Source organism: Chitinophaga eiseniae (assembly GCF_012641265.1).
Taxonomy (GTDB): domain Bacteria; phylum Bacteroidota; class Bacteroidia; order Chitinophagales; family Chitinophagaceae; genus Chitinophaga; species Chitinophaga eiseniae_A.
In genome coordinates, this window is sequence record NZ_JABAHZ010000001.1 from 45,516 (window position 1) to 71,047 (window position 25,532).

At 46.9% G+C, this 25,532-nt stretch carries 20 protein-coding genes and 1 tRNA gene; 6 read left to right on the forward strand and 15 right to left on the reverse strand.

The window, feature by feature from the left end:
• Position 1: 1 nt before the first annotated feature.
• Entirely contained in the window at positions 2-868 is an 867-nt protein-coding gene (locus HGH91_RS00190; protein WP_168736458.1) for an alpha/beta hydrolase, read from the reverse strand.
• Between the two features lie 107 nt (positions 869-975).
• On the opposite strand from HGH91_RS00190, the gene HGH91_RS00195 reads away from it, so the two are divergent.
• Positions 976-1,323: a winged helix-turn-helix transcriptional regulator gene (locus HGH91_RS00195; RefSeq protein WP_168736459.1), complete on the forward strand. Its 348-nt coding sequence runs from the start codon at positions 976-978 to the stop codon at positions 1,321-1,323.
• Between the two features lie 56 nt (positions 1,324-1,379).
• Here the strand turns inward: HGH91_RS00195 and HGH91_RS00200 are convergent, their stop codons facing one another.
• The 11 genes from HGH91_RS00200 to HGH91_RS00255 form a co-directional block, all read right to left on the reverse strand.
• On the reverse strand, positions 1,380-2,045 hold the full coding sequence (locus HGH91_RS00200) for a Type 1 glutamine amidotransferase-like domain-containing protein (RefSeq protein ID WP_168736460.1): 666 nt from the start codon (positions 2,043-2,045) through the stop codon (positions 1,380-1,382).
• A gap of 505 nt (positions 2,046-2,550) precedes the next feature.
• Positions 2,551-2,940, reverse strand: coding sequence for a YdhR family protein (locus tag HGH91_RS00210; protein WP_211092148.1), 390 nt, complete (start codon positions 2,938-2,940; stop codon positions 2,551-2,553).
• 11 nt (positions 2,941-2,951) lie between these two features.
• Positions 2,952-3,524, reverse strand: a complete 573-nt coding sequence (locus HGH91_RS00215; protein ID WP_168736462.1) for a Crp/Fnr family transcriptional regulator — start codon at positions 3,522-3,524, stop codon at positions 2,952-2,954.
• Between the two features lie 340 nt (positions 3,525-3,864).
• A complete protein-coding gene (locus tag HGH91_RS00220; RefSeq protein WP_168736463.1) occupies positions 3,865-4,689 on the reverse strand; it encodes a DUF3037 domain-containing protein in 825 nt (274 codons plus the stop codon).
• A complete protein-coding gene (locus HGH91_RS00225; RefSeq protein WP_168736464.1) occupies positions 4,686-5,498 on the reverse strand; it encodes a HipA family kinase in 813 nt (270 codons plus the stop codon). The genes HGH91_RS00220 and HGH91_RS00225 overlap by 4 nt, the downstream gene beginning before the upstream one ends.
• Before the next feature lie 149 nt (positions 5,499-5,647).
• Positions 5,648-5,721, reverse strand: a tRNA-Pro gene (locus HGH91_RS00230).
• 156 nt (positions 5,722-5,877) lie between these two features.
• The gene (locus tag HGH91_RS00235) at positions 5,878-7,395 is read right to left on the reverse strand and encodes a glycoside hydrolase (RefSeq protein ID WP_211092149.1); all 1,518 of its coding nucleotides are present in this window, start codon (positions 7,393-7,395) and stop codon (positions 5,878-5,880) included.
• Between the two features lie 358 nt (positions 7,396-7,753).
• Entirely contained in the window at positions 7,754-8,848 is a 1,095-nt protein-coding gene (locus HGH91_RS00240; protein ID WP_168736465.1) for a DUF4998 domain-containing protein, read from the reverse strand.
• Between the two features lie 18 nt (positions 8,849-8,866).
• Positions 8,867-10,033, reverse strand: a complete 1,167-nt coding sequence (locus tag HGH91_RS00245) for a DUF5000 domain-containing lipoprotein (protein ID WP_168736466.1) — start codon at positions 10,031-10,033, stop codon at positions 8,867-8,869.
• A 21-nt stretch (positions 10,034-10,054) separates the two neighbouring features.
• A complete protein-coding gene (locus HGH91_RS00250; protein ID WP_168736467.1) occupies positions 10,055-11,956 on the reverse strand; it encodes a RagB/SusD family nutrient uptake outer membrane protein in 1,902 nt (633 codons plus the stop codon).
• A 20-nt stretch (positions 11,957-11,976) separates the two neighbouring features.
• Positions 11,977-15,126 carry a SusC/RagA family TonB-linked outer membrane protein gene (locus HGH91_RS00255; RefSeq protein ID WP_168736468.1) on the reverse strand — a complete coding sequence of 1,050 codons (3,150 nt, stop codon included), beginning with the start codon at positions 15,124-15,126 and terminating at the stop codon, positions 11,977-11,979.
• A gap of 606 nt (positions 15,127-15,732) precedes the next feature.
• On the opposite strand from HGH91_RS00255, the gene HGH91_RS00260 reads away from it, so the two are divergent.
• Positions 15,733-16,095, forward strand: coding sequence for a helix-turn-helix domain-containing protein (locus HGH91_RS00260; RefSeq protein ID WP_168736469.1), 363 nt, complete (start codon positions 15,733-15,735; stop codon positions 16,093-16,095).
• Positions 16,096-16,099: 4 nt separating this feature from the next.
• Here HGH91_RS00260 and HGH91_RS00265 read toward each other — a convergent pair whose 3' ends face one another.
• A complete protein-coding gene (locus tag HGH91_RS00265) occupies positions 16,100-16,267 on the reverse strand; it encodes a phosphatidate cytidylyltransferase (RefSeq protein ID WP_168736470.1) in 168 nt (55 codons plus the stop codon).
• A gap of 105 nt (positions 16,268-16,372) precedes the next feature.
• Here HGH91_RS00265 and HGH91_RS00270 point away from each other — a divergent pair, with 105 nt between their 5' ends.
• The 4 genes from HGH91_RS00270 (at position 16,373) to HGH91_RS00285 (ending at position 23,508) form a co-directional block, all read left to right on the forward strand.
• Positions 16,373-16,984 (forward strand): RNA polymerase sigma factor, encoded by a 612-nt coding sequence (locus HGH91_RS00270; protein WP_168736471.1) that lies wholly within the window; start codon positions 16,373-16,375, stop codon positions 16,982-16,984.
• Positions 16,985-17,050: 66 nt separating this feature from the next.
• On the forward strand, positions 17,051-18,079 hold the full coding sequence (locus HGH91_RS00275; protein WP_168736472.1) for a FecR family protein: 1,029 nt from the start codon (positions 17,051-17,053) through the stop codon (positions 18,077-18,079).
• Positions 18,080-18,136: 57 nt separating this feature from the next.
• On the forward strand, positions 18,137-21,673 hold the full coding sequence (locus HGH91_RS00280) for a SusC/RagA family TonB-linked outer membrane protein (protein ID WP_168736473.1): 3,537 nt from the start codon (positions 18,137-18,139) through the stop codon (positions 21,671-21,673).
• 26 nt (positions 21,674-21,699) lie between these two features.
• Positions 21,700-23,508 (forward strand): RagB/SusD family nutrient uptake outer membrane protein, encoded by a 1,809-nt coding sequence (locus HGH91_RS00285; protein WP_168736474.1) that lies wholly within the window; start codon positions 21,700-21,702, stop codon positions 23,506-23,508.
• Here the strand turns inward: HGH91_RS00285 and HGH91_RS00290 are convergent.
• Both HGH91_RS00290 and HGH91_RS00295 read right to left on the reverse strand, forming a co-directional pair.
• Complete coding sequence (locus tag HGH91_RS00290) at positions 23,505-24,227, reverse strand: phytanoyl-CoA dioxygenase family protein (RefSeq protein WP_168736475.1); 723 nt, start codon at positions 24,225-24,227, stop codon at positions 23,505-23,507. The two genes, HGH91_RS00285 and HGH91_RS00290, sit on opposite strands and share 4 nt — an antisense overlap.
• Before the next feature lie 5 nt (positions 24,228-24,232).
• Positions 24,233-25,492, reverse strand: a complete 1,260-nt coding sequence (locus HGH91_RS00295; RefSeq protein ID WP_168736476.1) for a DoxX family membrane protein — start codon at positions 25,490-25,492, stop codon at positions 24,233-24,235.
• Positions 25,493-25,532: the final 40 nt, after the last annotated feature.

A 25,532-nucleotide genomic window follows, 5' to 3' on the forward strand; every position in this document is an offset into this window, starting at 1 on the left:
ATTATGAAACGAATACTTTATTTTTAAGGAAGTTGATTATTTCCTGTTGCGCGGTAATAGCAGCTTTTTCAATGGCTGTTCGCAGAAGGAATGCATGCCGGGTACCAGGATAGAAAGAGTAGGTAACCGCAACGGAAGCTGCTACCATTTTGTTGAAAAGTTGACTGCCATCATCGCGTAGCGGATCTTCATCGGAAGCTATTATCAACGTTGTGGGATACCCTACGAAATCATTTCGTATAACGGACGCAAAATGGTTTTCAGCATTTAGGGTATCACCCAGATAGGTATTCCAAAGCTCCTTCATCAGGGCTGTTGTTAATCCGTAGCCTTCAGCGAACTTATGATAGGATGGTGTATCAAAATCGTAACTTAATGGTGGGTAGGCTACCACTAATCCTTTAAGTGCTATATCGTTTTCTTTTGCTTGCTGAACTAACGCTAAAGCAAGGTTACCACCGGAACTGTCGCCACATACGGCTATATTCCCTTTATCCGCTTTGATTTCGGCAGCATGTTCCAGTACCCATTTTAGCGTAGCAAAAGCATCCTCCATCGCATATGGAAACAGGTATTCAGGAGCAAGGCGATAATGAACTGAAACCATCATAAAATCTCCCTGCGAAACGAGCCGACGACATAGATCATCATGAGTATCCAGGTCGCCCCGTACCCAACCGCCGCCATGCAGGAAAATCAATACAGGCAGCGCTATAGAGCTATCGTCTTTCCTGTAAATCCTGATTGGCAGATAGTTGTATATTTGCTTGTCTGCTACCACACTTACTGGCATTTTTTCTTTCGGCGTCCACTGGGATACCATATTTTTCAACTCTTTCCTGAAAGCTGTTATGTCGGTCTTTTCCATCACCATAAAATTATTTTGTGCAAAAATGCCCATTATGATCTGATGTATACAGTAGGCACTTTTTTGTACAATACTTACTTTTGGGAAAGAACTAGACGAATATTAATATGCCCGAATTTAAACATGACGGAAAGCTATATTATAATCCTATTGAATTTGCCTTGTTTCATATAGGGGGAACCTGGAAAATGCCCATTCTGTGGCGTTTGAGAAATAAAACTTTGCGTTATAGTGAACTCCAGAAAGACATTCCGCATATCACTCATAAAATGCTTACCACGCAATTGAAGGACCTCGAAGCTTCCGGGCTGATACACAGGGAAGTATATGCAGCAGTGCCACCCAGGGTGGAATATAGTATTACCGAGAAAGGAAAAGAAGCGCTTCCGGTGGTGGAGATGCTCATTAATTACGGTAAAAAGCTAATGGAAGAAAACGGAATTGAACATGCTTAAATGGGTAGGGATAGGCACCGTATATTGCCTGTCAATCAGGCTTTTGTTAAAGAACATTACGGGGTAAACAACTTCCAATGCCCTTCAGAGATGACTTCAATGGCGCCGTCGGTTACCTTAATGGCAGTTTGATCGTCAATCATGTATGAAGGCGCGGGTAATGTGGCTGCTAACTTTTCCAGGTTGGCCTGGGAATTCTCTGGAAACCATTCATGATCCAGATGCGGATGCAGGGCAAAATCAAGCAGTCCTAGCGATTTACTGCTTTCGGCTGGCAGTGTATGGCCGCTGTAGGTCGTTCCAAAGCGGGTCATCACCATACTTCCCGCGCTCAAGCCTACGTAGACCGTCTTCCGCAGCAGCGACGGCAAGTGGTCTGCCAAACCGGAGTGCTGCATCCAGTAGGTCAGATACTGGCAGTCACCACCTCCTACCAACAAGGCATCAGTCTCCTGCATCATAGGAACCCAAAGCTCCTGTTTGATGCTGGGCAACGCGGTAAGCTCCAGTACCCCTAACGACTTCCAGCCCAATTCACAGAAGGGATCACCCAGTGATCCGTTAATCACGCTTCGTGCTATGCCAGCACCTCCGGCCAGGGCGTATATCGCGGTGGGTACGAACAGGGCGCTCGCTTCGGTAACCGGTTTTCCCAGGAGATCAACCAGCGCTTTATGAATGCTCGTGTTACTGATGCCGGCGGAAGTGAGAAGAAGTTTCATAATTGCTTTCTTTGACGAGGAGGTTGCGCTGCCTGTCCTCATGATATACATTCAGCAGGCCAGCATGTAAAAATCGAATAATAAGAGCTATTGAACAAGGGGCAAATACGACAGATTAAAAGGGCATTTGTGTAATTGTATTACTACCAGTCGCACGCAACAGCAAAAACTATACCTGCGCGGATACATGGGAGTGTCTCTGCTCGGCCAAACTGCCACATTTCATCGTTACTACAGCATTTTTTACACTGACATTGTTGATCTTTTGGCTCTCCCAAAATCCATCATTGCAAGGCAGGGGCGTTGATCTAAGTATATTTGCTATTTCGGGCCTAGTGATCACAATATTTGAATGAGTTGTACGGACTCAATAATGGTTATAAAACATAAAACCTGCTACAATTGCAGGTTTTATATTTCTGTCGGGCGAGCTGGACAATCAGCTGAAAAGCCACTTAACTACAATGAATTTAAGGTATTAATACCTGCATCCGGAGACTCACGATCATTTATAAAAGGGTGATCCCATCTCACGGCTGGCCTCTTCAACAGTATCTCCGTCAAAAATTTTCACCGTCAGACTGGCATTTGCATTTTTCGCTTGTTGCGCATATAACCCGGTAGCAAATTCCCTTGCGTTTTCTTCAGAGTCGAATTCGTAAAACCCACCGACAGTGTGTGTGCCAATGCCCCAAAGCCATGTTTTTGCCACCAATCCTTTCACTTCTTTAAGTTGTTCATTCACCATGCTCCACAATTCCTTGGTAAACTGCGGAACAGCTGTTTGAAATTCTCCATAGAGAAAAACCCTTCTGATTGAATTACTCATTGTATTTTTTTTGCTGTTAAATGATAAAGCAAAAGTAGGAGAAGGATTAGCAGCAAATGTTGTCATATGACAACATTTCAGAGCTTTGCTTTCAATTTACTGAGTGTGGAGTTTGTCATGCCTAAATAAGAAGCCACAGCCTTACTGGAAATCCTTGTCAGCAGCATTGGTTCATGTTCCAATACCCATTTCAGCTTATCTGTTCCATCCATACCAAGAAAACTGTAGATTCGCATCTGGGCATGGATAAAGGCAAATTCAATCGTCTTATTATAAAACAATCTAAATTGAGTATATCTTTCGATCAGATTAAAAAACGATGCTTTGTCAATAACCATGAGCTCTGAGGGTTCGTGTGAAATGAGTATATCTCTCGAAGGTTTTTGCGTAATTAAACTTGTAATTGAAGTAATGAAACTGTTTTCGAAAGCGAAATAGGCAGTTATCTCATTTCCTTTTTTATCAATTTCATATAATCTCAGACAGCCTTTATTAATAAAATAGAAATGTCCACAAATACTTCCCTCCCGTTCTATTACCTGGTTGCGGCGGACCTTTATAAACTTAAAAGCGTTGGCCACCTCTTCTGACTCCTCTTCGTTTAGTAGTGTATTCTTTTTAAGAAAATCCTGGAGTGGTAAGCTATTCATAATTTAAAAAATTGCTTCTGAAAAAATGTAAAGGAAAAAATGAAGGTATTCTTATATAAAGATAGTCAAAGTGTTAAGAAGGGGGCATTTGTAAGTATTGAAACTGGTGTTAACCGGGTAATGGCGACGAATGTTATATGCCGTTGACCCATCAAGTTGGTTTTATACCCAAGCAGGGAGGATCAAGTCGACCCTAAACAATGCTGCCCAAAAACAAAAAAAGTCTACCCATTTTTTGAGTAGACTTTCTTCTTGTCGGGACGACTAGATTCGAACTAGCGACTATACTAAATGGACTATGATATTTTTTAGTAATTTTCTAAAAGAATCACTAAATTAGTTAGTCGTGGTGTGACTGAATTTCATTCTTGATTTTTTCAGCGTATTCCATGACATTTTCCGGAGTCACCAATTCAACATTTGTTTTTGTAGAGTGTAAATGTCCAAGTTTGTCAAATATAAATTTTTCGAGTTCTGGATTGTCATCAGGAATTTCGCTTAGTAAATATAAATTTAAAGGTTCGGAGGACGTTTTTAATTCTTCTATTTTTCCTACCCATTTATAAACCTTGTTTTTTATATTGTCTATTCGTGACAGTCTAAAGGAAACAGGCTCAAATAGGTTCCATTTCCCATTTTTCCAAGATTTTTCGAACTCCAATGTATCGTTATTCGTTACAACTTTGTGAGTTTTTAAATGAGATGTAATTCCATAGTCATCAAAATAGGATTTGAAATAATTATTCCAGACAGCTTTGTCCGTATTGCCTGCGCTTTTGTTAATTAAATCAAGTTCATGAATCATTTTTTTGAAAAGGTGATTCAACGCACTTGTTAGACTAATGTCAATTCCATTTTTTACATCGGTGAAGAATAGCGCACTTTCGTCAGCAGGAAGGATTTGCTTGGTGATTTCATTTAATGAGTCCGCATGCTGTTCTATAGCAGCGATAGACTCAAGAGCATTACAAATTCTTTTTATTGAATCAAATATCAATTTTGAATCGTAATGTTGGAAAAAGTTACTTAGTCTGGTTTGTTTAATAGGAAACTGGCTAAGTAATTCCTTTTTAACAGAATCATACACAACTATTCCAACATTTATAAACTCGCCACTTACTCTATCGGGCAAATAACGAAGTATTTGATATTGGTATTTAATCATGATATTATTCTTTTTAATTCTACTTTAAATTTATCTATTTGCGTCAATATTCCCAACACAAAATTTCGTATTTTAAGAAATTGATCACGGGAAGCCCATTCAGTTGGAGTCAATTGCCAAACCCGTTCCCAAAATGACTCATCAAGGCGTCCAATTTTATTGCAAAATTCATCAAGATCTACATTGGTATTTTTTACTTTGTCTAATAGACAATGTAGCTTTATCCATAGTAAATCAGTCTCCTTGAAGGTCCCTGGGATGCTTGGAAATATATCTAAGACAAACCCAAAGGCAATTTCATGATCAAGAATAATAATCTCTCTACTATTGGATAACATGTTGGGTTTGGTTGTAGTTCTATCTGTATTTTGGATCAGTAGATCGAAGAGAAAAATATTCTGGGCATGTTTCAGTTCTTCATTAGAAAGCGGTGCTCCCAAAATTATCGTATTATATCCTGTCATGTATTTTGATCCAAAATTATATCCCAAACTTTTATTGGCAACTTGCCAGGAATTATCGCCCTTTAATGTATCTACAAAATCACTGCTGACTGTAATTACAGCAGGTTGTACGCATGGAATATCTAACTCCATTGCAATAAATGCTGCTATCAGTTCTCGCTGAAATGCCTCATTGGATAATCTTTCAGCCGCCCTAAGCTTTACAACATATTCTCCTCGTTCGTGACTTTGTGTTTCAATGCCGTCAATAAGTAATGGTTTATTCGCACTTCCTTCAAATTGATCAAATAACGCCAATGCATGAACATTGGGTAATATATAGCTGGGATCAGTAATCTTATTCATTCAAGGACGAAATAGTAGAATTATTAATGAGTTTTGGTGCTGGTGAGATTACAAATATAATAATTTTTGTTTGGTCTATTACATATGATTTTATTTAACCCCAAAAACAAATGCCTTACAACAGGAGTTATAAGGCATTTGCTTTTTTGTCGGGACGACTAGATTCGAACTAGCGACCTCTTGCACCCCATGCAAGCGCGCTACCGGGCTGCGCTACGTCCCGTTTTTAACCGGTATTTTTCTTTGTTTGACGGGATGCAAAAGTAGGCAATTATTTCATTTTTCAAAATTATAAGTATACTTTTTTTGAAAAATGTTTAAGCAGTTAATTATTAAGAGGGAAAGACCGGGACAACAAACGCCCCGGCCTTTTCACTAGTTAATTAGCGGTACCTGTAAAGGTGATCACGCTGGAAGGCGGCACGGTCAACACATAGCTGCCATTGCCTTGCGGCGCAACCGCGCTGCCTTGCTGCCAGTGCGTACTGGAGTTGTCGGCAGTGAGATAAGAGTCGATAGCACCTGCGGTAAAACCAGATAAGTTCAGTCGGCAATGGGTTTCATTACCGCCCGGGTTGACCACCACTACGCTGAATTTGCCTGTCGCAGGATCTTTATAGGCAGATACTTTCAGGGTGGAGTTATTGGCCAGGCCGGCGTTGAAACGATAGTAGCCGGCATGTACGAAGCGGGTGAACTGCCCCATGACGTCAAACGTTTTCGGATATACGAGGCTGCCATCTGCGCTGGCGCCGATCAGCGATTCGTTGTTATTGAATGCCAGCATACCAAGCCAGTAAACGTAAGCATTTACGTTGCATACCGCCAGGAATTGGTGCATGTTCACCGCCAGTTTAAGACCGCCCACCATGGAGCCGTCGTATACACCGCTATCATCGCAGGCTTCGGTCATCCACACAGGTTTATTGCCGGTAGCATAATTCCAGATAGCAGGATTGGGATTCAAGCCTCTTTTTCCTAAGATAAGGTCGCCGATTTCCACGTATCCATGGCCGGCAAGGATGTCTACATTGCTTTTGTCCATGCTGGAAAGGAAGCTGTTGGCGGTGCCCCAGGCGGCATTTTCGGAAGAAATGATCCTGGTGGTGGTCAGCCCTTTGGCATTTAATGCAGGGCGGAGATTATTGGTGATAAATTGTCCCAGGTGCGCGGCAGTCCAGTAAGATGATGCCCAGGAAGAAAAAACATTTTCGGGTTCATTGCTGGGAGATACGCCATAAAAGTTAATCCCTTCATCCTGGTATGCTTTGGTAAATCCTGCTACGTAGTTGGCAAAGTCCGTGGAGCAGCAACTGTAGTTGAGTCCATTGAAATTTTGACCACTTACGCTGCCGGTGTTGGTTTTCATGTACAGCGGTGGCGTCCAGGTGCTGGCAAACATAATCGGTACCTGGTAGCGTTCTTTTACTTTCTTGAAGATCCAGAGCTGTGCGATTTGTGCTTTTTGATCACTGGTTAATGCCTGGTAAGCGGCGCTGTTAACGTCCATGTCTACACTGCTGCCCGCCGGTTTGATAGTTACTACGCCGCTGGGTTTGTCGAATGGATAAGTGTACAGTACTTCCCCGCGGATCATGTTTAGTTGCAGTCCATCCGTGCCCCAGAGTTGTTGCATGATGGAATCCCGCTTGGGTGACTCAAAGAAAGGGGTAGCGCGACCGGCAAATGAACCAAAACCATCAATGCGTTGATAGGTGGTAGTCCAGTTGAGGGTAATGGTAGCAGTGTCGATAGTAGCCAGGGTTGCAGTGGCGCTGGCGCTTAACGTTCCGGTGTTGGCAAGTGTAGGGTTTTCCTGCATGTTTTTCGTACAGCTGCTGCCAGCCACGAACATAACAAATAGAGAAACGCTGATTGCCGTCAGGTTTTTTTTCATTTGTTTAGAGGTTTGGGTTTGTGAATGTTTATTTAACAGAAAATACAAGACATGCAAACCTGTTTACACCGGTTAACAATCACACCTCATCACGTGGCAACAGGGGTGGCTGAAGGCACACCGTAAATAATAAAACCGCAATGGAAAAGGTAAGATTAAGGGTTTAGGATAACTATACTTTTCCTTCAATGTTCACTGAGAAGAACGACTATGATTTGATCAATAACGCTCGTATTATGCCAAGATAAGAATATTTTGTTTAGAATAAATATACTTTATTAAAATTTTTTTATTGCCATTGAAAAGGCCTCACTGCTGCCGCCAGGGAACAGTGAGGCCGTGTAATGTAAATGCCGGACTATCGTCTATATACCCCTACCTCCGCAAGTGCGCCGAAGTTCGAGTTCTTATAATCCGACCGTACGATGACCCGGAAATACCTGAACGTGGTACTGTCTGTCAGCTCTATATACTGTTTATCAGCAGTAGATAACAACGTAAATGATCCCAGCGGCTCCCAGCTCACCTTATCCTGGCTCGTCTGAATTTCCACCAGCTTCAACGGACCGTCCAGGGGAGTACGCTGTATAAAGGTAAACCCATAGGCGAGGTTGGCAACGCCCATGTCTACGGTGATGGAATGCGGATAGGTAAGACCTGCCACTTTAGACATATGCCATATGGTAGCCGGATTATTGTCGATCGCATTGGTCGGCCCGCGCCCGGATGGTTCATCGTAGTCAGAAGCGGTGGCTGTCCAGCTGTTTTTGGCATACTCCACCGGCGGTCCTTTTACAGTTACCGTTTCGTAGGCAGTATTAAAGCGGTCTATCGCCGTAGTATCCGGCTTATATTCTGTAGTATAGTCAAATACGGGCGTGCCAAAATTGAAGTCAGGCAGCGTGGTGTTAACAGAGTCAACGGGAACGACTACACGTTGTTGTACACCGTTTAAATCGGTGTACCTGATTTGTGTGCTGGTAACATGCGGATCGGCGCTACCCCAGGTAATAACTGTCCGGCCATTGGCATACAGGGCGTTTTTAACCGGGCGGGGCAGCAGCGAACTGATATACCGGTCGCCATATACCTGGCCAGTTTTACTTACCCGTATTGATTTGTTACCTCCGCTGTCAAAAGTATAAATATCGAAAGAGTAAGCACCTTCGGCTAAGGGAGAAAGAATAACATTGACGGTATCTGTTTCATATACTCTTTTAATGACTATGTCAAGGGAGTCGCTTTTGTTGTTCCAGAATATTTTCGCCCGGGTCACCTGCGGGTCGGTAAGCAACCACGATAGTTGTAGCCGGTTTTTGCCCGGAAATACCTTGACAGAATCTACGGCGCCGGCATAGATGATTTCACCACCGGTGATGAATTTTTTATAAGTATCGTCCATCTTGCTACAGGCACATAACAGGAGGAGGCAGAAAGGAATATATCTTTTCATAAATGAATTGTTTAATGGTTACTTCACGTTACCCCAGAACGTCAGTTCTGCGATGTACATATGATCCAGCGCGCCCCATACCTTGATGGTTTTGAAACGCAGGTATCGTACAGGCGGGATGTTGGCAGGGAAGTCGAAATCCTCTCCGTTTACCGTGGCAAATTGTATGTCTTCTGTGGTCACGGTGCCTTCAGGCAAACCAGAAGGTTTTACCGACTCAAAGCGGGAGAGCAGCGTCCAGCTATCCCAGCTGCCATCGTTAGCAGGATTGTTGCTCCCCCAGATTTCATAAATTTTCGGATCGCCGCCAGTATAAGGACCAGCGGTAGTACCCTCTCTGTGATGCAGCCGGAACCGGCTCAGGGTGGCGGTTACGCCCATATCCATGGTAAACCATTGCGGAAGACCGCTACCCGGTTTCGTATGGAAAATATTGCCGCCCAATTTATCATCCCATAGGTTGGACATTTTAGTGCCGATATGCCCGGCGTAAGTATCTGTCGGAAGATCTACCTCCTTGAATTTTGTTTTCTCCAGTTGTTTTTCAAACAAGGGCGCCAATTCCGCATACAGCGTATCCGAGTGATTGTTCCAACGGTCTCTCACAAAGGCGGCAAATTTTCTTTTGGTCGTATTAAATCCCCTGGCTGCAAAAGTGCCCTCTTTTCGTTTGGTATAGTAGGTTTCAGCCGGCACGAGGTCGTTGGTAGAATCGGCTGCCAGCACAGCTATCACAATGTCCGCTTCTGCAGTGTTCACGAAGTTGATACGCACGCCGCCAAAGGTGGCGGATATTTTAAGCTGACGGAATACTTCTTTTACCGGCGGCGTAAGCGGTTTTATGGAGATGGTAACCGGTTCGGATACATGTTCGCCACGACTCACCGCATAGAGCTTTACCGGGTAATTCAGGGTATCCGGAAAACCGTCTATCGTTAAATTGTTCTGGTAATAAGAAGCCTTTACCTCCCGTTCCACGCCAGGGCGGATGGCGTACACTGCTTTTACATACAGCAGGGTATTATCTTTCGGACGACTATAACTGATCTTTGCCCCTCCGGGAATACTGGTGGCTACTACATGGGTCACAGGGCCCGGGGCATAATCTTTATTGAGTGGGGTAATCCCATCTTCTTTACAGCAACAAAGGCATAAGAGCACAACGTAAATGATATATCTGTTCATATGTAAGACGTTTAAAAAGGGTTACCAGCCTGGATTCTGATTAATTTTTTTATTGCTCAGCAATTCAGATTCCGGGATGGGCCATAAATAATCTTTGGTGGTGAAGGTTTGGTTATAGATCACTTTTTCCCGGTAATAAGCGGCAGCATCTTCCTGGGCCAGGTCCCAGCCGGTAATTGGTTTATTCAGCTCATCTACCGCTTTTTTCCATCTCCGCAAATCCCAGTAACGTTGCCCTTCAAAGGCTAATTCAATCAGCCGTTCCTGTTGGATAATATCCCGCATCCCTTCTTTATTGGCAAATTTTGCCGGGTTGCGGGAATAGTTGGTCCATGCGCTTTCTACAGTAGGAATGCCAGCCCGTTCACGTACCAGGTTAATGTATCTGTATACCTCTGCACTGGGACCATTAGCTTCATTTTCCGCTTCTGCATACAGCAGGTACAGGTCAGCCAAACGAAGCATTGGCCAGGGATAGCTCTGTATGGTATAGGTGGTACCGTCGCCGATAACATTGTTGAAATTGACCAGCTTCTTCGGCCAGTAACCGGTAACGGAATACGACGATTGATTTTGAGCACTGGCAGGTTGTCCCTTCTTACTGGAAACGAAAAAGAGATTGGCTTTGTCGTTGAACAAACCTTGCCCGTACCAGATGCCGCCATCAAATCCAAGGTCGGCATAAAAGCGCGGCTCCCGGTCAAAGTGCAGGGCTGCCGTTTGATAACCCTCCTGGAGGTCATACCGGTAGGCGTGCGTACCGGTACGCAGTTTAAAGCGGCCGTTGTAATCCCATGTTTTATCTTCTGAAATAGGAACACCATGATTGCTGTAAAACATTTCTGCTATCTTCAGGGTAGGTGCAAGGTTACCAACGGTAGCACTATTGGCGGTCTTGGAAGGATCCAGTCCCCGCGGGATGGCGCCGGCCTGAATAGTGGTTGCCATACTGTTGGTATTCCCCCAAATGATTTCGGGGTTCCATTTTTCACAGATCGCATTACGGATGCTCAGCTCTATCCGGGTGGTATCAGATATCTTGTAAGGAAAGAACTGCGGGTTAAAAGTATATAAGCGGTACCCCTGCGATTCGCAGAGCGTCAGCGCAGCCTTGCAGGCGGCGGCAGCACGTACCCATTTCTCCTGGCTGGCAGCGGTAGCAAATAATAATCGTCCATCAGGCCCTTTGAACCCGGCATGATCAGGGTTGCCATTGAAAAGGGGACTGGCAGCGAGGACGAGCACCTGCGCTTTTACGGTAAGCGCGATGGGTTTGGTGATACGCCCCAACTCCGACACCTCATTTTCTATTTTATCCGGCAAATGCGCTGCTGCGTCGTCCAGCTGCTGTACGATATAGTTTACGCAGGAATCAACAGGATCCCGGGGTGGGTATACCTGTTCCTGGCTGGCGCCCACCGGGATGTTTTCTTTGATCAACGGAATAGGCCCATACATCTGGAACAGCCAGAAGTGATAATAGGCTTTAAGAAAACGGGCTTCGGCTATCCAGCGCTCTTTTTCGCTGGTGGTCATATCCGGCACTTTCCCGATGTTGTCCAGGAAAATATTACATTGACGGATACCTTCAAAAAGGTCTTTACCGCCCGAATTTCCCTGCCAGTAATTCATGTAACAGTTCACCACATTCTGGTTGCCACGGGCAATCTGCCAGGCATTAGACGTATTGGTAACCGGTAGCCAGTACTCATCGCCGGCAGCATTGGCGGGATTCCCGTCAAAGTTGCCCAGGGCGGGCATATAGGAATAACAGGTGAAAAGAAAACGTTCTGCGGTAGATCTCAACCGGAAAGCATAGTCAATGGTAGCTACGTTGTCGGGTACGATGTCCAGGAATTTTTTACAGCTGCTGAATAAATAGACCACTGCAAAAATGGATATAAGACTGATTATTTTTTTCATCACGTACAGTTAAAAAGTGATCAGAAGGTCGCCAGGGCGCCCATGTTAAATACGCGTTGCACCGGGTAGCCGAGACCGTTACCCGCCATCTCTATGTCCCATAATTTAAACTTGCTCCAGGTAAGCAGGTTGGTGCCGTTGAAATAGAAACGCAGGCTTCTGATATGTGCCCAATTCCGGATAGTATAGCCTATCTCTACCTGTTTCAGCCGGATAAAAGCCCCATTGCGCATAAACCAGGTGCTTTGCTGGGAATTATTGTCGTTACCAATAGCAGTGGTGCTAAGCCGGGGCCATAACGCGTATAGGTCGCGGTGCTCTTCCGACCAGTGACTGTCGGCATACGCCTGCAGCAACTGGTTCTGCGGCTTGCCCGACAATGTTCCACCGTCGTAGCTCATGAAAGGAGCAGTGGCACGGGCATCAATCCAAAACGATTCCCGCCCCAATCCCTGGAAAAAAGCGGAAAGGTCAAACCTTTTGTACCCGGCAGAAAAACCAAAGCCATAGGTGATTTCAGGCGTAGTGGGGTAACCCAGGGGCACCTGGTCCAGTTGCGTTATCTGGCCATCGCCGTTTACATCGTGGTATTTGATATCGCCGCCGCCGTATTCGCCGAAATTCTGTTTGGGCGATTTGACTGCTTCTGCATCATCTACAAAAAGCCGTTCCGCTATATATCCCCATTGTTGGGAGATAGGATAGTTAACATGTAATTTCCATGGCGCGCCATCGTAAGAAGGTTCTTCATACGCGGTAAATTTACTGGTGGCATAGGTGAAATTAATCCTTCCCTGCAACCAGAACCGTTGATTGAAAGAATGATTATAGTCTACCGATAAATCTACTCCCTGGCCCTGTGCAGCCCCCACATTGGCCCGGGGCGTTGCTGAAAGACCCATGGTAGCCGGTGTGGCAGTTCTTGTCATGAGGATATTACTACGCTGTTCTTTGTAGAAGTCGAGCTGTACATCCATTTTACCAAATAATCCCAGCTCCAGGCCAAGGTTAGTTTTCTTTGCCAGCTCCCAGGTAATGTTGGGATCTGCATACCTCGACAAAGAAATACCAGGCCGGGTATAACTATTTTCACGCCCGAATACGGCGCCCTTACCCGCGTCATTCATATTTACATTCGACAGGTACATGAAGCGGTCGTTGGGATCGCCAATGGCATCATTGCCGGAAAGGCCATAGGTAGCGCGTAAGCGTAAATTGGAGATGGTATGCTTATAGGGCTCAAAAAATTTCTCATTCGATACGCTCCAGGCCACACCGGCAGAAGGGAAGAAACCATACCGGTGCGATGCATGAAACCGCTCAGACCCGTTGTACCCGAAGTTTAACTCCACATAATACCTGTTTTTATAAGAGTAAGTACCGCGGCCAGCCAAGCCTACATTGCGAAAAGGGAGGGATGCCTGTAAGTCTGCCGCATTGCCGGTAAGGTTATTACGCACCATAAATACCAATAATCCACTCAGTGTATGATCTTTATGAAATGTGCGGTTATAGTTGAGCGCAGATTCCATATAAAAACTTGAGTTCACTGTTTTATCGCCCGGCTGGTAGCTCAGGTATTCTGTTCCCTTTTCTTCATTTAATAATTCCAGTTGATACGTATTCTGCAATTTATCATACGCGCCAGCCTGGTACCAGAAGGGCTGGTAGGCGCGGGTAACATCAAAATAGGAGTTACGCGTTACATTTACCATGGTCCTGAAGTTCAGCCCTTCTGTGAGTGCCGACAGGTTTTGCTTCACCTCAAATTGTGCCGCCATCATGGAGCGGGAATAGTTTTTATATCCCTTCACCATATCGGCATAAGGATTCAGCAAATAGCTGTTGCTGCCATCGTCATAGTTACCAAACATAATATGCTGCACATAGCGGTGAGCCTCATCCACAGGGTAATATGCGGGGAAATATACCGGGTTGGTATGCATTACTTTTTTATAGAGGTCGGCGCCGCCGTCAATAGGCCCGGTGTAGTCATCAAACAAGCCGCTGAGGCGTACCACCATCTCGGTCGATTTGGTTACATGCACATTTACATTGGAACGAAGCGAATAGCTTTTCAGGTTGATGTTACTATTGAAGTTATTTCGCTTGTCTACATTCAGTATTCCATTGTCCTGGTTGAATGAGCCGGCTACATAGTAGCGGGCTACACTGCCGCCGCCGCTTACGTTCAGGTTGGCCCGTTGATTAGTAGTATAGCTTTTAAAGAGAGCGCCACGCCAGTCGGTGGCAGGATACATATAGGGATTGACGCCAGCAATGGTGTTATCAATTTTCTGATCCGTGTAAGGTAGCTGCCCCAATGGGTCACGGGTCAGCACCGCTTCATTATTCAGCCGCATATACGTAATCGGATCTGCCAGGGCTACGTTGCGGGTAGGGGCAGAGAAAGAGTTTTCCACACGCAGGCCGATGGCTGCCTTGCCTTCTTTTCCTTCTTTGGTGGTCACCAGTATTACGCCGTTGGCTGCGCGGCTGCCATATAACGAGGTGGCGGTGGCATCCTTCATAATGGAAAAGCTGGCAATATCATCCGGCTGCAGCCGGGCCAGGTCTGTTACGGTCAGCTCTATTCCATCTATTAATATCAACGGGTCCTTCTTGTAACCAAAGGTGGTGACGCCGCGAATAAAAAAGTCGGCATTGTCCTGTCCCGGTTCACCGCTGCGCTGGTAGCCTATAACGCCGGCAATACGGCCCGCCAGTGCGGTGGTGAGGTTGCTGGCCGGTACCTTTAATGCGGCGGGGTTAATGGTAGTAACGGCGCCCACTACGTCTGTTTTCTTTTGCTTGCCGAAAGCAACAATCACCGTCTCGGTCAACTGGCTGGAGGAAGGGCGCATCGTTACGTTGATGATTTCCCTGCCATTCACAGGGATTTCCTGTGATTTGAATCCTATCATCGAAAATACCAGGGTGGCGTTTTCCGGGACTTTGAGGATATAACGTCCGTTGTTGTCGGACGCAGTGCCTACGCCCGGTCTGTTTTTAACGGCAATGGTAACGCCAATGACGGGTGTGCCGCTGCTGTCGGTGATAAGCCCCCTCACTTCTTTATCCGCCAGGGGAAGCCCGGGGGTAGCGGGGGCCGATAGCCGGATTAATAATAAGAATAACACAGCGATACCTGTGTAAAATTTGTCTTGCATAAGTGGTATTTAAACGTGATTTTTAAATCGTATATCCGTTTACGTTATATGCATGATTGTGCCTTTCCGCGGACGGTCTTTTGTCCGGCAGATAGGGAGAGATGGTAATATCATGCAGACTCTCCCCGGAGAGTTGCTTGCCGGTAGCTGGTTAGGCGCCGGCTGTTTTCATTTGGAGATAATAATTCATCGCGTTTTTTTTGGGCAGTAATTTTTTCTTGTAATCGATTGCAAAATCAGCGAAAAAAAACATTGCACTGTTCCCCGGTAGTTGGTACCGGAACCATGAATAACTGGATCTGTTGCTGTGATGGTATGATTCCCCTTAACAAACGGTACTTCAAAACGTGGATCACAAACGGAGGAACGATTAACACCGGGTTTTGGATAATTCCTGTGGCAGTATATAGGGACTGTTACAGGTATCAAAGCAAAGATTTCATATTATTGTAAGGAATACAAGTTTTTTAAGTTGTAAAATACAACCAGGATGATTGTACTTTACAACAATGAACAGCTAATGCATTGTATATGAAATATTTGAAAATGGCGGGCTGGTCATAATTTAATTGTTTAACGTACTTTTATAATAAATCTGTTTTTTATATGAATATTGGTCAGAAAATAGCCCGCCTCCGTGAAATTCGTGGTATTAAGCAGGCTGACCTTGCACGCCGATTAGGCATTACACAACAGGCTTTATCTAAAATGGAAAATTGCGAAGTGGTAGACGATGAACGACTGGAAAGGGTAGCATCCGCCCTGGAAGTATCTCCGGATGTTATCCGTAATTTCAGGGAAGATGTCATTATTAATAATGTATACGACCAAAACAATACGGTGATCAACTACCAGTTCAACCCCATTGAAAAAATTGTGGCCCTATACGACCAGCTGCTGGCTACAGAACGCAAACGCATTGAACTGCTGGAAACCCTGTTGAAGATAGAACAGGAGAAAAAGCACTGAGGCGTTAATCCCGCTTGCCGCCACGGCTTACCAGGTATATAATAAGGCCTGCTACTACCGCCACCGCAAGTATACCTGTCCATACACCAGCCTTGAATATACCGCCTATTATTTCACAGCTGCTGAGAAAGAGAACCTGGCACAAGAAAAACCAATAAGGAAGGCGTTTCATAGTATTCAGTTTTAGTGATATATCACACCGGACATATCCTGTACCAAAATATATTTGTACTTGTCGAAATAATTCGCAAGCTTTAACAGATCAACCAAAATAGGTATGAATACAGGGAAAGCCCACAAATCAGGTTTACACGTGGTGGCCTCCCATTCCTCACTTTGGGGACGCTTTCTACAAGGTGACCGCCACGCATTCGCCGAAATATATGAGGCCCACATCGATGACCTCTTTCATTATGGAATGCACTTTTGCCAGGAAAAGGAAAGGGTGAAAGACTGCCTGCAGGACCTGTTCCAGGACTTATGGAGCAGCCGCACACACCTGTCGCCCAATGTACTGCATATACGTTATTACCTGCTCAGCAGCCTGCGCAGGCGCCTACTCCGCGCATTACGTAAAGACCGCCGCTACCAGCACCGCGAATCCTGGGAAGCATTCGAATTTGAATATACCCTGCCACAGGAAAACCAGTTGATCATCAATGAAACCATAGAAGAACAAAAACGCCTTCTCCAGAAAGCCCTGTCAGTCCTTACCCGCCGCCAGCGGGAAGCCATCTACCTGCGCTTCTTCCAGAACCTCCGCTACGACGAAGTGGCCGACATCATGTCTATGCAGGTCGACTCCGTTTATAACACCATCTCCAAAGCCATCGGCCTGCTTAAAAAACAGCTCCCACTGCCGCTCCTGTTGCTGTTATTAGGAAAATAAAAAAAAGTTGCTGAAAAGTGATGAGATTTCATCGGCTACCTGCTCTTTAATGGAAAGCAGGTTCCTTTGACAGTCCGTAACTATTTATCATATACAGCCTCTGAGCTGGCCATGGATGAAGACTTCCAGGACTGGGTGTTGCATCCCGGGCAACAAAATTTGTTCTGGGAAACATGGTTGCAGCAACACCCGGAAAAGGAAAGTATTGTCAACGATGCCCGTCAGCTGGTACAGGGTATCCGCTTCCGTGCCTACAGTCTCACCACTGCCGATAAAGAGCAGCTGTGGGAGGCCGTCTGGAACGGACTGGAAGAAACAGAGCCCACAGCGCCGGCTGCCATCTCCTGGTGGAAATATGCCTGGAAATATGCGGCGGTCCTGCTCCTGGGAATTGCGCTGGGCGCTGCCTGGTGGGGGATACAAGCTGCCCGGCACCGGCAAACGCTCCTTAGCAGCTACACCCGGCTGGGAGAAACGAAAGCCCTGCAACTGCCCGACGGATCAACCGTTACCCTCAACGCCGACTCCCGCCTGCTGTACGCCGTTACCGGCGATGCCCGCGAAGTATGGCTCGATGGAGAAGCCTTCTTCCAGGTAAAACATACCACCAACGCACAGCAATTTGTAGTGCACACCTACGATAATCTTAACGTAGAAGTGTTAGGCACGCAGTTTAATGTCAACAGCAAGGGGAAGAACATCGTAGTGGTACTGCAGCAGGGAAGTATTTTGCTCAACATCACTGCACCCCGGCAGGGAAAAGCGGCCGCACTGTACCTGCAGCCCGGCGAAATGCTTACCTACAACAAAGCAGATGGCGACTATTCCAAGAAAAGTGTAGCTGCCAACACCTACACCTCCTGGCATACCGGCCGTCTCACCATGGAAGATTATACACTCCGTGATGCTGCCGCCTTTATGCAACAGGTATTCGGTAAAAAATTAATTGTATCCGATACAACGCTATACAATGATAAAGTATCAGGCTCAATGCCGATTATATATAACCCTGATACCATGATGACACAACTGGGAAAAGTATTCCGTATGAAATTCAACCAAAGAGGCGATGAAGTCTGGATCCATAAGAAGTAAGGATCGCCGCTTATCAGTATAAGTAGTCTTATTCTTAATCGTTAAAACCTGTTCAAAATGAAAAAAGGTTTACGTGTTTTGCTAATGCAAGCATTGGCCCTGTATTTCCTGTCCCAAACCGTGTCGGCCGAAACGCTGGCCCCTGAATTCCCGCAGCTCCCCCCGGAAAATGTCAACAACACCGCCCCCGGAGCCGATTTGAAAATAGTACTGCACCAGATCGAAGAAAAATTCAGCGTATCTATTGCTTACAAAAGCAACCTGGTGAAAAATAAAAAAGTACAACTGGCAGTGGCCAGCTGTCAGTCGCCCGAAGAAGCCCTGGATAAGGCCCTGCTGCCCTTTAATCTCCGCTATGAAAAAGTAAGGGATCATTTTTATATGATCAGTGAAAAAGCACCGGCAGCCACACCTCCAGCCTCCGGCGCGGTACAGCAGCACCCGGTAAAGGGTATCGTGAGAGATGAGAAAGGTAACGCCTTCCCCGGCGCTGTCATCAGGGTAACGGGAACGACTATAGGAACGGTATCCAATGCCGATGGCTCCTATTCCATCATGGCCCCGGGTAATGGCAATGATCAGCTGGAAATCACTTTTATCGGGTATGAATCCCAGCGTATACCCGTTGGCGGTAGGTCCGCTATTAATATCGTCATGAAAGAAGGCGCGAGCGCGCTCAACGAAATCGTGGTAACCGGCTATACTACCCAGAAGAAAAAAGACCTCACCGGATCCGTGGCGGTAGTAAATATCGATAACCTCATTAAGCAGCCCTCCGCCCAGGTAACAGAACAGCTGCAGGGGCAAGCCTCCGGTGTTACCGTGATAGGCTCCGGGCAACCCGGCGAGGCGCCACAAATCCGCATCCGCGGGGTGAACACTTTTGGCGCCAACTCACCACTATACGTGGTCGACGGTGTACCCACCACAGATATTTCCGACCTCAATCCCAATGATGTGGCCAGCCTCCAGGTATTGAAAGATGCCGGCGCAGCGTCTATCTACGGCGCCCGCGCTTCCAATGGCGTCATCATCATCACCACCCGTCGCGGTAGTGGAAGGGTAAAGGTAGCCTACGATGGCTACTATGGCCGCCAATCTCCCAAACACGGGAATGTATGGAATACCCTCAATCCACAGGAACAAGCCAATCTTCGCTGGCTGGCCTACAAAAATTCAGGCGCCGACCCCGGCACGGATCAATACGGCCACGGCGCTACGCCGGTGATCCCGGATTATATATTGCCCTCCGGCAAAATGGAAGGAGATCCGGCAGTAGATCCCTCTAAATATTATCTGAACCCCGACTATACCGACCTCACCGACTATGGTAACTTTTACCAGATTGCAAAAGCCAACAAAGCAGGTACCGACTGGTACCACGAGGTTTTCCGCCCGGCGCCCATCACCAGCCATAACATTGCCGTGAGCGGTGGCGGCGATAAAGGCAACTATCTCTTCTCCCTTAATTATTTTAATCAGCAAGGTACTTTGATCAATACCTACCTGAAGAGATATACGGTACGTTCCAATACCCAGTATAATGTTAGCGATCATATCAGGATAGGAGAAAACCTCGCCTTCGCCATGTCTGAAAACCCTTCTGTGGAGGTCAACTCCGCCGATGCCGCTATTGGTCACGCTATGCGCGAACAAAGCATTATACCGGTATACGATATCAAAGGCAACTATGCCGGTTCTGCCGGCGACGCCCTGGGCGATGCATTCAACCCCGTAGCTATGCAGGCCCGCACCCGCAACAACAAAGGGTTTAACAGCCGCCTATTCGGGAATGTATATGGAGAAGTAGACTTCCTGAAGTACCTCACCTTCCGCACCAGCTTCGGGGGAGAAGTGTCTTCCGGCTGGTCGCATTCCTTTACCTATCCGCAATATGAGAACAAGGAAAACAGTACCAGCAACTCCTATACGGAAGGATCTACCAATGCGCATTCCTGGACCTGGACCAACACACTGACCTATCACCAGACGTTTCATAATACCCACGACCTGAAAGTCATTGCCGGCACAGAAGCCTTCGACAGCCGCAATCGCAGCGTAGGCGGTACTACCAAAGACTACTTTACCTTTGCACCTTATTTCCCTGATCTGACTACCGGTACCGGCGTGCAAACGAACTACAGCACCCGGCAGGAGGAAGGCCTTTTTTCCCTGCTGGCCAGAGTAGATTATGCCTATAGAGATAAATACCTGCTGAGTGCCACCGTTCGCCGCGATGGCTCCTCCAAGTTCCTGAATAACCCCTGGGGTACTTTCCCCGCTATATCAGCAGGATGGCGCATCTCGCAGGAAGAGTTCATGAAACCGGTCACCTGGATCAGCGATTTGAAACTTCGGGGCGGATGGGGGATCATGGGGAACCAGCTCAATCTCGGTGTCAACAACGGCTATTTCCTCTATGGCGGTAAACGCAGTTCTTCCTATTATGACCTGGCCGGCGTCAACAATGGACTCACAGCCGGTTTTGCCGGTAACCAGATCGGTAACCCGGATGCAAAATGGGAGAGTGATATCAACGCCAACGTAGGGATAGATGCCAGCTTGTTTAACGGGCAATTTGATTTTTCGATAGATTATTATCGCAAAGACATCAAAGACCTCTTATATAACCCCGAATTGCCAGGACTGGCGGGTACTTCGGCACAGCCCTTTGTTAACATTGCCCGCATGAAAAATGAAGGTGTCGACCTGTCGGTAGGCTGGCATAAAACCATCAATAAAAAATTACAGTTCAATGTAACCGGTACTTTCACCACTTATAAGAATAAAATCAGCAAGATCGCCGATGGCGTTGATTATTTCGATAGTGATGGCCGCCGTTTCGATGGTAGCAATATTATCCGCAATGCCGTCGGTCAACCGGTATCTTCTTTTTTCGGATATAAAATAGTAGGCTTCTGGAATGAACAGGCGGAGTTAACAGCTGCGGATGAACAAGCGCGGAAAGCCACCAGCGATCCCCAGGCTACCTACCAGGAAGGAGAGGGGCTGGGCCGCTTCCGCTACGCTGATGTAAATGGCGATGGTATCATCACTCCCGATGACCGTACCTTCCTCGGCAATCCCAATCCCGATTTCTCCTATGGTATCAATATCGGCGTAGTGTACAAAGGATTCGACTTCAGCATGTTCTTCTTTGGAACACATGGCAACCAGATATGGAATAACGTACGATGGTGGCGTGATTTCTATCCCTCTTTTGAAAGCGCCAAAAGCAAAACAGCCCTGTACGATTCCTGGCGCCCCGACCACCACAATGCTACGGCGCCCATACAGGAAAGAGACGGATCTACCAGTACCCAAAATGTTCCCAACTCTTATATGGTGGAAAACGGCGCTTACCTGCGCTGTAAGAATATGCAGCTGGGATACACGCTGCCGGCAGGTATGCTCACCCGTCTGCATGTAGAAAAACTGCGGGTATATGTACAGGCAGCCAACCTGTTTACCATCACAAAATATTCGGGACTGGATCCTGAAATCGGTGGTAGCAACATCACCGACTTTGGTGTAGATGAAGGCGCTTATCCCAACCAGCGCCAGTTTCTCATTGGCGTGAACCTGGGATTCTAAACATTGCTCATTTAAAAAGTATGATCATGAAATCATTTTATCATATACTACTGGGCGCTGCTGCGGTTACCCTCCTGGCGCCGGGATGCAGCAAAAGCTTCCTGCAACGCACGCCGCAATCTTCCCTGGAAGAAGCTGCCCTTACCAATAAAAAAGGCGTAAATACCCTGCTGATAGGCGCCTACGGCGCGCTCGACGGACAGGATTTTAAAGATGGCGATATGGTCAACCTCTCGGGGGGCAGCGGCTATGCGGTATCGCCCGACAACTGGATCTATGGCAGCATATGCGGTGGTGATGCCCATAAAGGCAGCGATCCCGGTGATGCTTCTGCCGTACTGCAGATTGCTACCTTCGTAGGCAATGCTACCAACGGTTTCTTTAACGATAAATGGCGGGTAGACTATGAAGGCGTACGTCGCTGCAACTTCGTGCTGCATGTGCTTAACAACGTAACCGACATGACCGCCGATGAAAAGAAAGAGCTGGCAGCGGAAGCCCGCTTTCTACGCGGACATTTTTATTCTGACCTGAAGAAAATGTTTGATCATGTACCCTGGGTAGATGAAAACTCCGCCAGCTATTCCCAGCTGCATGTAGATGACTACAAGGTGCCCAACGATAAAGACATCTGGCCCATGATTGAAGCCGACTTCAAATTTGCCGCCGATAATCTCAACGAAATACAGGATGTGATAGGGCGTGCCAACAGCTGGGCCGCTAAAGCCTACCTGGCCAAAACCTATCTCTATGAGAAAAAATATGCAGATGCCCTGCCTGTTTTTGAAGATGTGATTGCCAATGGCGTAACGGCCAAAGGAAGGAAGTTTGCGCTGGTGACAAAGTTTCACGACAACTTCGATGCTTTCACCGAAAATAACAGTGAAGCCGTTTTTTCGATCCAATACAGCGCTAACGATGGCTCCGGGGGTACAGGTAACGCTAACCAGGGAGAGATGCTGAATTACCCTTATAACGGTCCTTTTAGCTGTTGTGGTTTTTATCAGCCCTCACAAGACCTGGTCAACTCCTTCCGCACAGACCCGAATGGTTTGCCCTACCTGGATGATTTTAATCAGCACCCGGTGAAAAATGATATGGCCATTGGAAGCAATGAGCCCTTTACACCGGATGCCGGAAACCTGGATCCACGGCTCGACTGGACCGTAGGTCGCCGGGGTATTCCCTTCCTGGACTGGGGCAATCATCCGGGTAATGACTGGGTACGTAACCAGCAGTCTGCCGGTCCTTATGCCGCCATCAAGAATGTATATATGCAGGCTACCCAGGATAAATACTATGATGGCAACGGTTGGGCCCCGGGAAATGCCATCAACTATGTGCTCATCCGCCTGTCAGATGTATTACTGATGGCGGCAGAGTGCCAGGCCATGGCTGGTAGCCTCGACATCGCACAGGATCATGTAAATGCAGTGAGAGAAAGAGCTGCCAACCCCGTAGGATGGGTGAAAACGTATATCGATCCGGATCATCCGCTGGCCGGGTATACCAACACGCCGGCAGCCAATTATAAAATCGGCGCCTGGCCGGCCGGTAAATTCAGCGCAGGCGGACAAGCCTGGGCCTTGAAGGCGATACGATTTGAACGCAAGCTGGAACTGGCCATGGAAGGACATCGTTACTTCGATCTGGTGCGCTGGGGCATTGCGCAAACAGAGCTCACCCGCTATTTTACGTATGAGAAGACGATCACGACAGACATTGCTACCGGTAGCTTCGCTCCTAAAAATGTGAGATATCCGATTCCGCAAAGACAGATAGACCTGAGCGTAAAAGGCGGTAGTCCCACACTAAAACAAAATGATGGTTATTAGGCCGGCCGTTCTGCCCATTGTAGCCCACCGGCCAGGGTACGGTTGCTGAATTCAAGATGGATCACCCGCCGGTTATGTCCATTGCTGCTGCGCCCGGAGGCATGCATCAACAAAGGACGCATAATCATCACACCCCCTTTTTTAACGGCGCAACAGACCTCCGGCGTTGCGCCGAAATCTATGCTATCTGCCCGGTATATCCCCTTGCGGTGTGTGCCGGGCAGTACTTTTAAAGCCCCATTCTGTTCATCGGTATCATCGAGGTGGATACGTATCGTATAATTACTTTCCAGGACGTCGACGGGAGGTTGAACAGCATACTGGTCCTGCTTCACAGACCAACGCTCATACCCCGGCGCCGGCAGTTTTTCTGCCACGGAAATGGTTAAATCCTGGTGCCAGGCTACTAACCAATTCGACTCACCGGGCTTATCGAAGTAAATAGATTTTACCAGGAAATAATCTTCGCCAAACAATTGCCGCACGATCTGTTGCAACGCAGGAGAGAATACCTGCGCCGCTATGGCCGGCACTTCCTGTAAAAAGCTACGGATGGCAAACAGGTCGGCGGTCTTCCTGAAATTGGGACCCACCTGATCGGCGCCGGCAATATTTGTCAGCATAGCATCAACAGCAGCAGCAGAAAATACGTCCGGTATAATTGTAAACCCGGCTGTGTTCAGCCCCGTGGCATAAGAGGAAAGGTGGTGATCTTGCATGTACATTACCAGTTAAATGGATATTCGTTGACCCAGTGAAAACCACGGCTGATCAGCGGCATGGCATTCAAATCCTGTTGCTTCAGGGTTATATGCAGGCTATCCCCGTTTACTTTACCCTCCAGGGTAAGCAGCCCCTGGGCCAGCTGGTCGCCGATTTGTAAATATACCGTATCACGGTCACCCCAGAAAGATAAAGTATGATGTGCCGTATCCGTTTTCATGTTGTAATATTCCTTGCTGTTGTCTTTTTTGCGGGCTACCAGGAGGTTAAACTCGTCAAGGTATATTTTCTGCCATTCCCGGAACTGGGTAAGTTGCGTATTAGTAATATCGGGCGTAGCGGTAAAGGACTGCACCTCATAAATACCATAATAGCGTGGTTTGGGGGAATGTGGGTCCGTGGCCACCATTCCCCGGCTGCATAATACCAGCAAAGTAATAACTATTGCATACTTCGCAATCCTGAAAGTAATATGCTTCCACCTGGTCCGGAACGTTGGTTGCCAGCCATTATAGGGCTCCGTCGGTTTATTCAGCAGGAAGAAATCAACCAATCTTTTTATATCAGGCAACGCGATAAACAATGCGATGAAAAACAGGTGTGCAGAAAATAATTTTACCGGGATATCATAACAAAAATTCATCGCCACCACATTGATCATCACTCCCATACTCACTAATGCGCCCAGCAGCCGGGTACGGCCGAAGAAGAGCAATAGTCCGCCGATACACTCAGCCGCGCCGGTAAACAGGTTGTAGCCGGCGGAATATCCCATATACGACCAGGCCAGTTTCATGGGCGACATATCTCCCAAACGCTCATCCAGCGATGTAAGTAACGGGAAAGGAAACTGTGTTTTGAATACTTTGGCTAGGCCATAGCTGATCATCGTAACGGCCAGGAAGTATCGCAACAATACCAGCAGCCAGTACAACAGCCGGTTGTAACCGGCCCGCCGCCGATCAGCCAGCGACCAGCCAATACAAACCAGTAAGGAGAACAGTACCATACAAAACAACTGCAGGTAGTTGAAGGTAGTATCGCCACTGCCATTGGGCCAGGCGGTAATAGCAAAGTCTGGTCTGATCAGCCATTTACCTGCCCAGGTCACAGGAACATTCCAGAGATATGCCGGCATACCAAAGTTGCAGGCGATATATAAGAGAAAATAAACGGTGAAAAAACGGAACGCAATTTTCCGGGAAAGAGGCCATTGTTCATTAATAGTAGTGCGGGTATCCATGATGGGATTTTGATCCATGCGAATTAATCAAAATTTCCGTCACCTACCATGCCTTTAA

Bases quoted from the DNA above. Each gene is read 5' to 3' on its own strand.
- HGH91_RS00210 (WP_211092148.1), bottom strand. From the start codon at position 2,940: ATGACAACATTTGCTGCTAATCCTTCTCCTACTTTTGCTTTATCATTT.
- HGH91_RS00270 (WP_168736471.1), top strand. From the start codon at position 16,373: ATGAATACAGGGAAAGCCCACAAATCAGGTTTACACGTGGTGGCCTCC.
- HGH91_RS00200 (WP_168736460.1), bottom strand. From the start codon at position 2,045: ATGAAACTTCTTCTCACTTCCGCCGGCATCAGTAACACGAGCATTCAT.
- HGH91_RS00240 (WP_168736465.1), bottom strand. From the start codon at position 8,848: ATGAAAAGATATATTCCTTTCTGCCTCCTCCTGTTATGTGCCTGTAGC.
- HGH91_RS00255 (WP_168736468.1), bottom strand. From the start codon at position 15,126: ATGCAAGACAAATTTTACACAGGTATCGCTGTGTTATTCTTATTATTA.
- HGH91_RS00195 (WP_168736459.1), top strand. From the start codon at position 976: ATGCCCGAATTTAAACATGACGGAAAGCTATATTATAATCCTATTGAA.
- HGH91_RS00215 (WP_168736462.1), bottom strand. From the start codon at position 3,524: ATGAATAGCTTACCACTCCAGGATTTTCTTAAAAAGAATACACTACTA.
- HGH91_RS00225 (WP_168736464.1), bottom strand. From the start codon at position 5,498: ATGAATAAGATTACTGATCCCAGCTATATATTACCCAATGTTCATGCA.
- HGH91_RS00250 (WP_168736467.1), bottom strand. From the start codon at position 11,956: ATGAAAAAAATAATCAGTCTTATATCCATTTTTGCAGTGGTCTATTTA.
- HGH91_RS00235 (WP_211092149.1), bottom strand. From the start codon at position 7,395: ATGAAAAAAAACCTGACGGCAATCAGCGTTTCTCTATTTGTTATGTTC.
- HGH91_RS00190 (WP_168736458.1), bottom strand. From the start codon at position 868: ATGGAAAAGACCGACATAACAGCTTTCAGGAAAGAGTTGAAAAATATG.
- HGH91_RS00245 (WP_168736466.1), bottom strand. From the start codon at position 10,033: ATGAACAGATATATCATTTACGTTGTGCTCTTATGCCTTTGTTGCTGT.
- HGH91_RS00285 (WP_168736474.1), top strand. From the start codon at position 21,700: ATGAAATCATTTTATCATATACTACTGGGCGCTGCTGCGGTTACCCTC.
- HGH91_RS00295 (WP_168736476.1), bottom strand. From the start codon at position 25,492: ATGGATCAAAATCCCATCATGGATACCCGCACTACTATTAATGAACAA.
- HGH91_RS00260 (WP_168736469.1), top strand. From the start codon at position 15,733: ATGAATATTGGTCAGAAAATAGCCCGCCTCCGTGAAATTCGTGGTATT.
- HGH91_RS00290 (WP_168736475.1), bottom strand. From the start codon at position 24,227: ATGCAAGATCACCACCTTTCCTCTTATGCCACGGGGCTGAACACAGCC.
- HGH91_RS00265 (WP_168736470.1), bottom strand. From the start codon at position 16,267: ATGAAACGCCTTCCTTATTGGTTTTTCTTGTGCCAGGTTCTCTTTCTC.
- HGH91_RS00220 (WP_168736463.1), bottom strand. From the start codon at position 4,689: ATGATTAAATACCAATATCAAATACTTCGTTATTTGCCCGATAGAGTA.
- HGH91_RS00280 (WP_168736473.1), top strand. From the start codon at position 18,137: ATGAAAAAAGGTTTACGTGTTTTGCTAATGCAAGCATTGGCCCTGTAT.